This window comes from Streptococcus oralis, assembly GCF_022749195.1.
Classification (GTDB): Bacteria; Bacillota; Bacilli; order Lactobacillales; family Streptococcaceae; genus Streptococcus; species Streptococcus oralis_CI.
This window is the reverse complement of sequence record NZ_CP094226.1, coordinates 1,297,227-1,311,288: the sequence shown is the minus strand read 5'-3', so window position 1 is coordinate 1,311,288 and position 14,062 is coordinate 1,297,227. Positions and strand designations below refer to the sequence as shown.

Sequence of the window (14,062 nt, the reverse complement as noted above, 5' to 3'; positions counted from 1 at the left end):
AAATGGTTTAGAAAGCTTTTTAAACCGTTTTTTGATATAATAAGAAGAATAAATTGAAAGAAGGAACTCAGAAAATGGGAAAAATTGAAGTCATTAATCATCCACTCATTCAACACAAATTGTCAATCTTGCGACGTACAGATACTTCTACAAAAGCTTTTCGTGAACTAGTAGATGAGATTGCAATGTTGATGGGATATGAAGTACTTCGTGATCTTCCACTTGAAGATGTGGAAATCGAAACACCTATCACAAAGACCGTTCAAAAACAATTGGCTGGTAAAAAATTGGCGATTGTCCCAATCTTGCGTGCAGGTATCGGCATGGTAGATGGCCTCTTGAGCTTGGTTCCAGCAGCTAAAGTTGGTCATATCGGTATGTATCGTGATGAAGAAACCCTTCAACCAGTTGAATACTTGGTGAAATTGCCTGAGGATATTGACCAACGTCAAATCTTTGTCGTTGATCCAATGTTGGCAACAGGTGGCTCAGCAATCTTGGCTGTAGATTCGCTTAAAAAACGTGGCGCTTCAAATATCAAGTTTGTCTGCCTAGTATCTGCTCCGGAAGGAGTGAAAGCTCTTCAAGAAGCACACCCAGATGTAGAGATTTTTACAGCAGCCTTGGATGAACGCTTGAACGAACACGGTTATATCGTTCCAGGTCTTGGAGATGCTGGAGACCGCTTGTTCGGTACTAAATAAAATCCCAAAGTAAATATTGAAACTAGAAGTTCGTTTTTGACTTGAAAGGAGGTTGAGTTTTTGTTTCTGTTTAGAGAATAGAGCAAAAATTTGACCTTTTTTGACCAAAAAGATATAATAGTTCTGTATTGAGTCGTAAGACTAAGAAAATTCAACATAAAAGGAGAAATGAATGATTCCTGTAGTTATTGAACAAACAAGCCGTGGAGAACGTTCCTATGACATATACTCTCGCCTTCTGAAAGACCGCATCATCATGCTAACAGGTCCAGTTGAAGACAACATGGCCAACTCCGTTATCGCCCAATTACTTTTCTTGGATGCCCAAGACAGCACAAAAGATATTTACCTTTATGTCAACACACCTGGAGGATCTGTTTCAGCTGGTTTGGCAATCGTTGATACCATGAACTTTATCAAGGCAGATGTCCAAACAATCGTTATGGGGATGGCTGCATCCATGGGGACTGTCATTGCATCAAGTGGCGCAAAAGGCAAACGTTTCATGCTTCCAAATGCAGAGTACATGATTCACCAACCAATGGGTGGTACAGGTGGTGGTACCCAACAGACAGATATGGCAATCGCTGCAGAGCACTTGCTCAAAACTCGTAAGACTTTGGAGCAAATTCTTGCAGATAACTCTGGTAAATCAGTTGAGCAAATTCATGCAGATGCAGAACGTGATTACTGGATGAGTGCCCAAGAAACACTTGAATATGGCTTTATCGATGAAATCATGGCCAACAATTCTTTAAGCTAAGCAACCTAGAAAGCAAACTCGACGGAGTTTGCTTTTTTTGGTATAATAGGGGAAGATTTCTTAGAAAGAGGATTCCTCATGTTTGAAAAAACAAATCGATCAGGATTAATCATCTATCTCTACTATAATCGAGATGCAAAAAAACTTCAGGAATACGGTGATATCTGTTACCATTCCAAAAAACATCGTTACTTGCAGCTCTATGTTCCAACTGAGGAGCTAGATGACTTAGTTGAGAGATTAAGTAAGGAAAGATATATCAAGAAAATTAGACGTTGCCATATTCAAGAGCTAGAAACTCCCTTCGTTGGGAATCTCTATCGGACTGAAGAAAACGTTATCATTTAAAAAGTTAAACAAATACATTGACAATTTTCTGATAATTCGGTATATTCTTAACATACTATTTTTTGAAACAACTATAAGGAGATTAAAAATGAAGAAAAAATTTGCCCTATCTTTTGTGGCTCTTGCTAGTGTGGCTCTTCTTGCTGCCTGTGGAGAGGTCAAGACAGGAGCGTCAAACACAACTGGAAATCCAGTAGACGAAAAAACAATTAAAATCGGTTTTAACTTTGAAGAGACAGGTGCTGTGGCAGCTTACGGTACAGCTGAACAAAAAGGTGCCCAACTTGCTGTAGACGAAATCAACGCTGCAGGTGGAATTGATGGAAAACAAATCGAAGTTGTAGACAAAGACAACAAGTCTGAAACTGCTGAAGCAGCTTCTGTTACAACAAACCTTGTTACCCAATCAAAAGTAGCAGCTATTGTAGGACCTGCGACATCTGGTGCAACTGCTGCAGCTGTAGCTAACGCTACCAAAGCTGGAGTACCATTGATTTCACCAAGTGCAACTCAAGACGGTTTGACTAAAGGTCAAGATTACCTATTTATCGGAACATTCCAAGATAGCTTCCAAGGGAAGATTATTTCTAACTATGTAACAAATAAATTGAATGCTAAGAAGGTTGTTCTTTATACTGACAATGCTAGTGACTATGCTAAAGGTATTGCTAAATCTTTCCGCGAAGCCTACAAGGGTGAAATTGTAGCAGATGAAACGTTTGTAGCAGGTGATACGGACTTCCAAGCAGCCCTTACTAAAATGAAAGACAAAGAGTTTGACGCTATCGTTGTTCCAGGTTACTACACAGAAGCAGGTAAAATTGTAAACCAAGCTCGTGGTATGGGAATTGATAAACCAATCATTGGTGGTGATGGATTTAACGGTGAAGAATTTGTTCAACAAGCAACTGCTGAAAGAGCATCAAACATTTACTTCATCTCAGGATTCTCAACTACTGTTGATGTTTCTGCAAAAGCTAAAGCTTTCCTTGAAGCATATCGTGCTAAATACAATGAAGAGCCTTCAACATTCTCAGCTTTGGCCTATGACTCAGTTTACCTAGTAGCAAATGCTGCAAAAGGTGCTAAAAACTCAGGTGAAATCAAGGACAACCTTGCTAAAACCAAAGATTTTGATGGTGTAACTGGTCAAACAAGCTTTGATGCTGACCACAATACAGTGAAAACTGCTTACATGATGACCATGAACAATGGTAAAGTTGAAGAAGCAGAAGTTGTAAAACCATAACATTAGAATAGTAATTGAAATGGGGAATGAGCCTTTGACTCACTCCCTGTTTCGGTGTTTATGAACTTGTGAAAATAATGAAATTTTCTAAAAAATAACGATAGAAAAGAGTGAATGCTATGCTCCAACAACTTGTGAATGGTCTAATTCTGGGTAGTGTTTATGCACTTTTGGCTCTGGGTTATACCATGGTTTATGGAATTATCAAACTCATCAACTTCGCCCATGGCGATATTTACATGATGGGTGCCTTTATTGGTTACTTTTTGATTAATTCTTTCCAAATGGATTTCTTTTTAGCTTTAATTATTTCAATGGCAGGGACCGCACTACTTGGTGTTGTGATTGAGTTTCTTGCCTACCGTCCTTTACGACACTCTACACGTATTGCTGTATTGATTACTGCCATCGGAGTGTCTTTCCTACTGGAATACGGAATGGTTTATCTAGTAGGCGCCAATACTCGTGCCTTCCCTCAAGCAATTGAAACAGTTCGCTTTGACTTGGGACCAATTAGCTTGACAAATGTTCAATTGATGATTTTAGCAGTTTCTGTACTCTTGATGGTTTTATTGCAATTGATCGTCCAAAAAACAAAAATGGGGAAAGCCATGCGTGCGGTATCAGTTGATAGTGACGCAGCTCAATTGATGGGAATTAATGTAAATCGTACAATCAGCTTTACCTTTGCTTTGGGTTCAGCCCTTGCTGGTGCAGCAGGTGTCCTCATTGCCCTTTACTATAACTCTCTTGAACCTTTGATGGGTGTGACTCCAGGTCTAAAATCATTCGTTGCGGCCGTACTCGGTGGTATCGGGATTATCCCTGGTGCAGCTCTAGGAGGATTTGTGATTGGCTTGTTGGAAACATTTGCTACTGCCTTCGGTATGTCTGATTTCCGTGATGCTATCGTATATGGGATCTTGCTTTTGATTCTGATTGTTCGACCTGCAGGTATCCTTGGTAAGAATGTGAAAGAGAAGGTGTAAACAATGAAGACAAATCTTAAAGTAAATATTCTCTGGTTATTCCTTCTGTTAGCGGGTTATGGATTGATTAGTGTACTGGTTTCTGCTGGTGTTCTCAATCTATTCCATGTCCAAATTTTAGAACAAATTGGAATTAATATCATCCTTGCAGTAGGTTTGAACTTAATCGTTGGTTTTTCAGGACAATTCTCACTCGGTCATGCGGGTTTTATGGCGATTGGGGCTTATGCAGCAGCGATTATTGGTTCAAAATCACCAACCTATGGTGCCTTCTTTGGAGCGATGGTCTTGGGCGCTTTGATTTCTGGTGCAGTTGCTTTGCTCGTTGGGATTCCAACGCTTCGTTTGAAGGGTGACTACCTGGCTGTTGCGACACTGGGTGTTTCAGAAATCATTCGTATCTTTATCATTAATGGTGGAAGTTTGACCAATGGTGCTGCTGGTATCTTGGGTATTCCAAACTTTACCAACTGGCAAATGGTTTATCTATTTGTGGTGATCACAACTATTGCAACTCTCAACTTCCTACGTAGTCCAATTGGACGCTCTACTCTATCTGTTCGTGAGGATGAGATTGCTGCAGAATCCGTTGGGGTAAACACTACAAAGATCAAGATTATCGCTTTTGTCTTTGGAGCTATTACAGCTAGTATTGCTGGTTCACTTCAGGCCGGTTTTATCGGTTCTGTCGTCCCAAAAGATTACACTTTTATTAATTCCATCAACGTGTTGATTATCGTTGTATTTGGTGGACTTGGATCGATTACTGGTACCATCGTTTCAGCGATTGTTTTAGGAATTTTAAATATGCTCCTTCAAGATGTAGCTAGCGTACGTATGATCATCTACGCCTTGGCTCTTGTATTGGTTATGATTTTCAGACCAGGTGGACTTCTTGGGACATGGGAATTGAGTCTATCACGTTTCTTTAAAAAATCTAAGAAGGAGGGACAAAACTAATGGCATTACTTGAAGTTAAACAGTTAACCAAACATTTTGGCGGTCTAACAGCTGTTGGAGATGTCACTCTTGAATTGAACGAGGGAGAATTGGTTGGTCTGATTGGACCAAACGGAGCTGGTAAAACAACCCTTTTCAATCTCTTGACCGGTGTTTATGAACCAAGCGAAGGTACTGTGACACTAGATGGTCACCTCCTAAATGGGAAAACTCCCTATAAGATTGCTTCACTTGGACTCAGTCGTACTTTCCAAAATATTCGTCTGTTTAAGGACTTAACAGTTTTGGAAAATGTTTTGATTGCGTTTAGCAATCATCATAAACAACATGTCCTCGCTAGCTTTCTACGCTTACCTGTTTTCTATAAGAATGAGGAAGAATTAAAAAATAAAGCTTTGGACTTGCTGAAGATTTTTGATTTGGAAGGTGACGCAGATACTCTTGCGAAGAATCTAGCCTATGGCCAACAACGTCGATTGGAAATCGTTCGTGCTCTGGCAACAGAACCTAAAATCCTCTTTTTGGATGAACCTGCAGCTGGGATGAATCCTCAAGAAACAGCTGAATTGACAGAATTGATCCGTCGTATCAAAGATGAATTTAAAATTACCATCATGCTCATCGAGCATGACATGAATTTGGTTATGGAAGTCACTGAGCGTATCTATGTTCTTGAATATGGTCGGTTAATCGCTCATGGGACTCCGGATGAGATCAAGAACGACAAACGCGTTATCGAAGCTTATCTAGGAGGTGAAGCCTAATGTCTATGTTAAAAGTTGAAAACCTCTCTGTGCATTACGGTATGATCCAAGCAGTTCGTGATGTAAGTTTCGAGGTTAATGAAGGTGAAGTTGTTTCCTTGATTGGTGCTAATGGTGCTGGTAAAACAACCATTCTTCGTACCCTTTCAGGTTTGGTTCGTCCTAGTGCTGGTAAAATTCAGTTTTTAGGAAAAGAAATTCAAAAGCTACCAGCGCAAAAAATCGTGGCAGCTGGTCTTTCACAAGTTCCTGAGGGACGCCATGTTTTCCCAGGTTTGACTGTTATGGAAAACTTAGAAATGGGAGCCTTTTTAAAGAAAAATCGTGAAGAAAATCAAGCTAACTTGAAAAAAGTTTTCTCACGCTTCCCACGTCTTGAAGAGCGTAAAAACCAAGATGCGGCAACTCTTTCAGGTGGTGAACAGCAGATGCTGGCTATGGGACGCGCTCTCATGTCTACACCTAAGCTCCTTCTCTTGGATGAGCCGTCAATGGGACTTGCCCCAATCTTTATCCAAGAAATTTTCGATATCATTCAAGATATTCAGAAGCAAGGAACAACGGTTCTCCTAATTGAACAGAACGCTAACAAAGCTCTCGCTATCTCTGACCGTGGTTATGTACTTGAAACAGGAAAGATTGTCCTATCAGGAACAGGAAAAGAACTTGCAGCATCAGATGAAGTCAGAAAAGCATATCTAGGTGGCTAAAAAGGTCTGGAGGACCTTTTTAGTCGCCAGATGAGGATTGCGCAAGAAAATCTCCTCAAGTCTGGGAGACTAGTTTAGGTTGTGGATGGAGATTGCGCACGCAATCCCTCTATAGTCTGGGGGACCTTTTTAGTCGTCAGATAAGGATTGCAACCAAGCGACACCTAATACGACTACTTATCAAGAATATAAAATATTTCAGGGCTCCAGAATAAGGAGCTCTTTTATTTATATGTTTTTGAGGAAAGGGAAGAAGGTCTTAATTTTTACTAATTGTTTCCCTATTTGAATTGACAGTTATTCTTGTTCATATTATAATATGAGTAAGAAAAAATTGAACAGGAGGACTGAGAAATGCTAACAGAGAAACAATTTAAACTTTTGCGTTTTATGTTGATACATAAAGAAAAGACCTTTACTCAGAGACAGTTAGCTGAAGAGTTAGACCTATCTTTAGGAACAATTAACACATTATTGAAAAAACTGAAAGAAGAGAAGTGGGTTGATGAGGAGCTTCACTTAACAGAACTGGGCCAAAAAGTTTTAGAACCCTATCGAGTAGAAAATGCCATTATAATGGCTGCTGGCATGAGTAGTCGTTTTGCTCCTTTGTCTTATGAAATTCCTAAAGGATTGCTTCAAGTCAAGGGGGAACGCTTGATAGAGAGGGAAATTAGACAACTGCAAGAAGCAGGAATAGAAGATATAACCGTTATTGTAGGCTATCTTCAAGAAAAAATGTTCTATCTTGCAGAGAAGTCTGGTGTAAAAATTGTAGTGAATAATGATTACTACAAATACAATAACTGTTCATCTCTCATGTTGGTTAAAAATCAACTTTCCAACACTTATATTTGTTCATCGGATAATTATTTTGTGGAAAATCCGTTTGAGCAATATATTTATAGAGGTTATTACTCGACGATATTTGCAGAAGGTCAAACGGACGAATATTGTGCTATAGAGGATTCGAATCACACGATTATTGATATCCAGATTGGTGGAGAAAATACTTGGGCCATGGTGGGGCACGTTTATTTCGACCGCGCATTCAGCGAGAAATTCAAGGAAATTTTAGAAACCGAGTTTAAGCACGAACCTTATCGGGAACAGCTTTGGGAAGATTACTATAGTCGCCACGTCAAGGAACTCCTTTTAGAAGCTCGTCACTATTCAGCGGATATTGTTAAAGAATTTGATTCACTAGATGAACTCCGTCAATTTGATGAACGTTATTTGGTAAATGCAGATTCGGCCATTATTGATAATATCTGTAAGACATTAAAGTGTGTGGCTTCAGATATTGTCAATATCAAACCACTAAAAGATGGATTAACCAACACATCATTTTCATTTGACTGTCTAGGAAAAAGATATGTTTACCGTCATCCGGGCAGGGGAACGGAAAATTATATCGACCGAGCTAGTGAAGCAGCTTCTATGGAAATTGCTGCAAAATTAAAGATTGACCGTACCTTCGTAGCTATGAACAAGGATGAGGGCTGGAAAATTTCAGAATTTATTCCCAATGCTAAGCAACTGGATTATGATAATTGGGATGATGTGGCACAAGCAATGGACCTCTTGAGACGGTTACACCAATCTGGAGAAAAAACGGAACATTCCTTTGACCAATTTGAGGGGATTGATGATTTTAGAGAAAAATTGAAGGCTAGAAATCGATTCGAGTTTGATGGTCTCGAGGAATTGGATGAAACTGTTTCACTTCTCAAAAATTATTTACAGAACGATCCGAAACAGGTTGTTCTTTGTCATGGAGATTCCTATAGTCCTAATTTCTTGTTGAATGAAGCAGGCGAAATGAGCTTGATTGATTGGGAATATTCTGGAATGGGAGAGCCAGCAGGAGATTTGGGCACCTTTATCGCGTGTTCCAATTATACCGTAGAGGATGCTGAAAAAGTACTGGAATTGTATCTACAGGAAGTACCAGATAAGAAAACCAAACGTCACTATTTGGCTTATGTAGCAGTAACCTCATATTATTGGTTCTTGTGGGCGTTGTTCCAGGAGAGTGTCGGAAAACCAGTTGGTGAATTTCTCTACATCTGGTATCGCTATACCAAACAATATGGACAACTGGCCCTTGACTTGTATTTGGAGGAAAACTAAGATGAAAACGACATCCGAAATTGAAGATTTAGTAGCAACTGAAACAAAGAGAAGATTGGAAGAAATGGAGTCACCAAACTACGAGTTTGTTCAACCCTTCCTAAAAAGTGATTTCATTTTAATCATCTCCATAGTCCTAATCAACCTTGTTTTGATTATCTTAGCAATGACGGGAGGAATTCAATAACATGTCTAAAATGAATGACTATATCCAACAAGAAACCATAACAGGAATTGTTCCCATGACTAATAAGGATCGTCAGTACTCTTTCTGGGATCTATTTCTATCGACAAGTGGTTTTGCCATTGCCACTTGGTGTTATACCCAAGGGGCTTATGTAGCTCAATATTTGACCTTTAATCAAATGTTGGTAAATATTTTTAGCTTTAACATTATCTGGGTCTTTATTGAATGTCTCCCTATTTTGTTTGCGGTTAAGTATGGAATTGATTTGTGGATTTGGTTGAGAGCTGTTCTGGGAAAAAGAGGTGTAGCCCTGTTATCAACCATTATTAGCTTGGCTAACTTTGGATGGTATGCTGTTGCAGCTAATCTTTTTGCCAGTTCCATGATTCATTTGGCAAATAATTTTGGTCTTGGTTTGGACAAGGGAATATGGGCACCTATTCTTGGTACCCTCTGTGTTCTTCTTGGGACTCTCATTGCTCTTGGAGGCCCGGAAGTGATTAAATGGACCAATCGCTTCTTGGTTATCGCCTTATTGATTGTCGGTCTCATCATCGTTGGAATCTGCTTTGTCGCCGTTCCTATAACGGATATTATGAACATCCAACCAGCCACCCAAGGAGATTTGACGCCATTAGAACGCTTCATGCTCTCTGGAGAAGGAAATGTTGCCTTTGCTTTCTCTTGGTCTACACAGGCATTGGTTTTACCACGTTTGGCAAAATCAGAACGTAGTGGTTATTGGGCTACAGCCTTATCATACGGAGTTGTGGCTCCATTCTTCGTTGCGACAGGTGGAGTCATGGCTCTAGCCATGTTTGCCAAAACAGGTGTTTATGAAAGTGATCCAACAACCATGCTATCAACTCTAAGCACCCCAGCCTTTGCTCTCTTAAGTCTCCTACTAGTAGCCTTTGCCAATATTGGAACCCAGGGGACAGGATCATATGTGAACTGTATGATTGTCAAAAGTGGGATGCCCAAAGTAAGCTATAAACTAATGGTTTGGATTGCCATGGTTTATGTGAGTCTACTCACTATCTGGGGAGGAGTAGAAGAGTATTTCGGATCCTTCATCTCCCTAGCCGCCTATATTCAGGGACCAATTATTGGTATGATTGTTGTTGACTATTTTATCTTAAGAAAACGAAAACTCGACTTGCGTTCAGCCTATTTCCTTGAAGGGCATGACGCCTACGAATTTACTAAAGGATTTAACTTAGTTGGCTTGTCTTGTGTATTTATCTCCTTATTGGTAGCGGTACTTTTTGTCTACAACCCTGTAACTGCACAGATTCAAAGTCCAATCTTTTTAATCACAACTGGTAGCGGATTTACTGCGCTATTCGGTGGTTTACTATACTGGCTAGCTAGTCTCAGCCCGTTAAAACATTATATGATAAAAGATCGAGACACTATTACGATTTAAGAAGAAAGGGGACTTCGGTTCCCTTTTAACTTACACTGGCATTTTATGCAAACTTCTCAGATTATTCAAAATCTTGAAAAAGAGATGAAAGCGTTTGATAGATTTTCTAAGAAAGTGTATAATAAAAGTAGCAATATAGAAGGAGAAGTCTCATGGCAGTTAAAGATTTCATGACCCGTAAGGTAGTTTATATCAGTCCAGATACGACTGTAGCACACGCAGCAGATTTGATGCGCGAGCAAGGATTGCACCGTTTACCTGTTATCGAAAACGATCAATTAGTTGGATTGGTAACAGAAGGAACCATTGCGGAAGCCAGCCCATCTAAAGCAACCAGTCTCTCTATCTATGAGATGAATTATCTTCTGAATAAAACCAAAGTAAAAGATGTAATGATTCGAGATGTCGTGACTGTTTCTGGCTATGCTAGTTTAGAAGATGCGACCTACCTGATGCTGAAAAATAAGATTGGGATATTACCAGTCGTAGACAATCATCAGGTCTACGGCGTCATTACAGATCGCGATGTTTTTCAGGCTTTCTTGGAAATCGCTGGGTACGGAGAAGAGGGGATTCGTGTTCGTTTCATTACAGAAAATGAAGTCGGAGTACTGGGAAAAATTGTAGCTCTAATCGTTGAAGAGGATTTAAATATTTCCCATACTGTTAACATTCCACGTAAGGATGGTAAGGTCGTCATCGAAGTTCAAATTGATGGAAAAATCGATTTGACTTCATTAAAGGAAAAGTTTGAAAAAGAAGGAATTCAAGTGGAGGAGATCACTCATACCTCTGCTAAAGTCCTTTAAACAAGAGGCTTTAGAGCCTCTTTTCTTCTGTTATCAAAAGCGGTGAAAAGCAAAATATGGAAAGAAATGAGAGATTATGGTATAATAAAACGATATGAAAAGGAGTATCTATGGACATTTCAGAAATTCGTCAAAAAATTGACGCAAATCGTGAAAAATTAGCTTCTTTTAGGGGGTCTCTTTGACCTCGAAGGTTTAGAGGAAGAGATTGCCATCTTGGAAAACAAGATGACAGAACCTGATTTTTGGAACGATAATATCGCGGCCCAAAAAACGTCGCAAGAATTAAATGAATTAAAAAACACCTACAACACCTTCCGTAAAATGGAAGAGTTGCAGGATGAAGTTGAGATTTTATTGGACTTTTTAGCAGAAGATGAGTCAGTCCATGATGAACTTGTTGAACAGTTGACAGAACTGGATAAGATGATGACCAGCTACGAGATGACCCTTCTCTTGTCGGAACCTTATGACCATAATAATGCTATCTTGGAAATTCATCCAGGATCTGGTGGTACTGAGGCTCAGGACTGGGGGGATATGTTGCTTCGTATGTATACTCGTTATGGAAATGCCAAAGGCTTTAAAGTAGAAGTCTTGGATTACCAGGCTGGGGATGAAGCAGGTATCAAGTCTGTGACCTTGTCTTTTGAAGGACCCAATGCTTATGGTCTCCTCAAGTCGGAAATGGGTGTTCACCGTTTGGTCCGTATTTCGCCATTTGATTCTGCCAAACGTCGCCATACATCATTTACATCCGTAGAGGTTATGCCTGAGTTGGATGATACCATCGAAGTGGAGATTCGTGAAGATGATATCAAAATGGATACCTTCCGTTCAGGTGGTGCTGGAGGACAAAACGTCAATAAGGTGTCAACAGGTGTGCGTTTGACACACATTCCTACGGGAACTGTCGTCCAATCAACGGTCGATCGTACCCAGTATGGAAATAGAGATCGTGCCATGAAGATGTTGCAGGCTAAGCTCTATCAAATGGAGCAAGAAAAGAAAGCTGCGGAAGTTGATTCCCTTAAAGGTGAGAAAAAAGAAATCACATGGGGAAGCCAAATCCGTTCATATGTTTTCACGCCTTATACTATGGTAAAAGATCACCGTACAAGCTTTGAAGTTGCTCAGGTAGATAAGGTGATGGATGGAGACCTTGATGGTTTTATCGATGCCTACCTCAAATGGCGAATCAGCTAAGATAGAAAGGAACTCATATGTCAATCATTGAAATGAGAGATGTTGTCAAAAAGTATGACAATGGAACGACTGCCCTCCGTGGAGTATCTGTTACCATTGAACCAGGAGAGTTTGCCTATATTGTAGGACCTTCTGGGGCAGGTAAGTCAACCTTTATTCGAGCTTTATACCGAGAAGTAAAGATTGAAAAAGGAAGCCTAACAGTTGCAGGCTTTAATTTAGTTAAAATTAAGAAGAAAGATGTCCCGCTTTTACGTCGTAGTGTCGGGGTAGTCTTTCAGGATTACAAACTTTTGCCTAAGAAGACCGTTTATGAGAATATTGCCTATGCAATGGAAGTAATCGGTGAGAGCCGTCGCAACATCAAAAAACGTGTTATGGAAGTATTGGACCTGGTTGGTTTAAAACATAAGGTTCGCTCTTTCCCTAATGAACTCTCAGGTGGAGAGCAGCAACGGATTGCGATTGCTCGTGCGATTGTCAACAATCCTAAAGTATTGATTGCCGATGAGCCAACAGGAAACTTGGACCCAGATAATTCCTGGGAAATTATGAATCTGTTGGAACGCATCAATCTCCAAGGTACTACTGTCTTGATGGCGACTCACAATAGCCAGATTGTAAATACCTTGCGCCACCGTGTCATTGCCATTGAAAATGGCCGTGTCGTTCGTGACGAAGCTAAAGGAGAATATGGATACGATGATTAGTAGATTTTTTCGCCATTTATTTGAATCATTAAAAAGTTTAAAGCGAAATGGCTGGATGACAGTAGCAGCAGTGAGTTCGGTTATGATTACCTTGACCCTCGTTGCCCTGTTTGCATCCGTAATTTTTAACACAGCTAAACTGGCTACCGATATTGAAAACAACGTTCGGGTCATGGTATACATTCGTAAGGATGTAGCTGATAACAGTGAGACGATTGTAAAAGAAGGTCAGACAGTTACCAATAATGACTACCACAAGGTCTATGATGCTTTGAAAGCTATACCTGCTGTTAAGAGTGTTACCTTCTCAAGTAAAGAAGAACAGTACGAAAAACTAACGGAAACAATGGGTGACGATTGGAAGGTCTTTGAAGGGGATGCAAACCCTCTCTATGATGCTTATATCGTTGATACAAATTCTCCAAGTGATGTTAAAACTGTAGCTGAAGAAGCTAAGAAAATTGAGGGAGTATCAGAAGTTCAAGATGGTGGAGCCAACACTCAACGACTTTTTGAACTGGCTTCCTTTATTCGTGTTTGGGGATTGGTTATTGCAGGGCTCTTGATTTTTATCGCAGTCTTCCTCATTTCCAACACTATTCGTATCACCATTATTTCACGTAGTCGTGAGATTCAGATTATGCGTCTGGTAGGAGCAAGAAATGGCTATATTCGTGGTCCATTCTTGCTAGAAGGTGCTTTTATTGGCTTGCTTGGTGCAGCGATTCCTTCTGTCCTTGTATTCTTTGTGTACAATATGGTCTATCAATCGGTCAATAAATCCTTGGTAGGTCAAAACTTGTCAATGATTACGCCAGATGTGTTTATTCCTCTGATGACAGTCCTATTATTTATAATCGGAATTTTCATTGGTTCAATTGGTTCGGGGATTTCGATGCGTCGATTCTTGAAGATCTAGTTGGATTTAAATGCAAATTGCAGTACAAATCAGAAAAATAATACATATTTAAAAGAGAAGTTTTCGTAAACTTTTCTTTTTCTTTTTCTTTTTTAAAAATTAAAAAAAATAGACAATTTTTTTATAAAAGCCTTTACAAAAAAAATAAAAGTGGTATAATTAATACATAACCAAATGCAAAC

15 protein-coding genes are annotated in these 14,062 nt (G+C 39.7%); all 15 read left to right on the top strand.

Annotation, left to right across the window (positions count from 1 at the left end):
* Positions 1-74 precede the first annotated feature (74 nt).
* Complete coding sequence (upp, locus tag MP387_RS06400; protein ID WP_000515974.1) at positions 75-704, top strand: uracil phosphoribosyltransferase; 630 nt, start codon at positions 75-77, stop codon at positions 702-704.
* A gap of 172 nt (positions 705-876) precedes the next feature.
* Positions 877-1,467 (top strand): ATP-dependent Clp protease proteolytic subunit ClpP, encoded by a 591-nt coding sequence (gene clpP, locus MP387_RS06395; RefSeq protein WP_000613467.1) that lies wholly within the window; start codon positions 877-879, stop codon positions 1,465-1,467.
* A gap of 78 nt (positions 1,468-1,545) precedes the next feature.
* A complete protein-coding gene (locus tag MP387_RS06390; RefSeq protein ID WP_049490317.1) occupies positions 1,546-1,815 on the top strand; it encodes a YlbG family protein in 270 nt (89 codons plus the stop codon).
* A gap of 88 nt (positions 1,816-1,903) precedes the next feature.
* Positions 1,904-3,064 (top strand): ABC transporter substrate-binding protein, encoded by a 1,161-nt coding sequence (locus tag MP387_RS06385; protein ID WP_084877904.1) that lies wholly within the window; start codon positions 1,904-1,906, stop codon positions 3,062-3,064.
* A 119-nt stretch (positions 3,065-3,183) separates the two neighbouring features.
* A complete protein-coding gene (locus MP387_RS06380) occupies positions 3,184-4,053 on the top strand; it encodes a branched-chain amino acid ABC transporter permease (protein WP_000941413.1) in 870 nt (289 codons plus the stop codon).
* 3 nt (positions 4,054-4,056) lie between these two features.
* Positions 4,057-5,013, top strand: a complete 957-nt coding sequence (locus MP387_RS06375; RefSeq protein ID WP_000856262.1) for a branched-chain amino acid ABC transporter permease — start codon at positions 4,057-4,059, stop codon at positions 5,011-5,013.
* A complete protein-coding gene (locus tag MP387_RS06370; protein WP_242745814.1) occupies positions 5,013-5,777 on the top strand; it encodes an ABC transporter ATP-binding protein in 765 nt (254 codons plus the stop codon). Before MP387_RS06375 ends, MP387_RS06370 begins: the two co-directional genes overlap by 1 nt.
* Complete coding sequence (locus MP387_RS06365; RefSeq protein ID WP_242745813.1) at positions 5,777-6,487, top strand: ABC transporter ATP-binding protein; 711 nt, start codon at positions 5,777-5,779, stop codon at positions 6,485-6,487. Before MP387_RS06370 ends, MP387_RS06365 begins: the two co-directional genes overlap by 1 nt.
* 354 nt (positions 6,488-6,841) lie before the next feature.
* Positions 6,842-8,620 (top strand): phosphotransferase, encoded by a 1,779-nt coding sequence (locus tag MP387_RS06360; protein WP_242745812.1) that lies wholly within the window; start codon positions 6,842-6,844, stop codon positions 8,618-8,620.
* Between the two features lies 1 nt (position 8,621).
* Entirely contained in the window at positions 8,622-8,807 is a 186-nt protein-coding gene (locus MP387_RS06355; protein WP_000859100.1) for a hypothetical protein, read from the top strand.
* Position 8,808: 1 nt separating this feature from the next.
* Positions 8,809-10,236 carry a cytosine permease gene (locus tag MP387_RS06350; protein ID WP_242745811.1) on the top strand — a complete coding sequence of 476 codons (1,428 nt, stop codon included), beginning with the start codon at positions 8,809-8,811 and terminating at the stop codon, positions 10,234-10,236.
* Positions 10,237-10,388: 152 nt separating this feature from the next.
* Positions 10,389-11,045: a CBS domain-containing protein gene (locus tag MP387_RS06345; protein ID WP_044021082.1), complete on the top strand. Its 657-nt coding sequence runs from the start codon at positions 10,389-10,391 to the stop codon at positions 11,043-11,045.
* Positions 11,046-11,155: 110 nt separating this feature from the next.
* Positions 11,156-12,251 (top strand): peptide chain release factor 2 gene (prfB, locus tag MP387_RS06340; RefSeq protein WP_096753628.1). Its coding sequence is split into 2 segments (ribosomal slippage): positions 11,156-11,227 and positions 11,229-12,251, totalling 1,095 coding nucleotides; the frame shifts between segments, so codons are not numbered across the junction.
* A gap of 17 nt (positions 12,252-12,268) precedes the next feature.
* Positions 12,269-12,961, top strand: a complete 693-nt coding sequence (gene ftsE, locus MP387_RS06335) for a cell division ATP-binding protein FtsE (RefSeq protein WP_000022275.1) — start codon at positions 12,269-12,271, stop codon at positions 12,959-12,961.
* A complete protein-coding gene (ftsX, locus tag MP387_RS06330) occupies positions 12,954-13,880 on the top strand; it encodes a permease-like cell division protein FtsX (protein WP_070569217.1) in 927 nt (308 codons plus the stop codon). The genes ftsE and ftsX overlap by 8 nt, the downstream gene beginning before the upstream one ends.
* Positions 13,881-14,062: the final 182 nt, after the last annotated feature.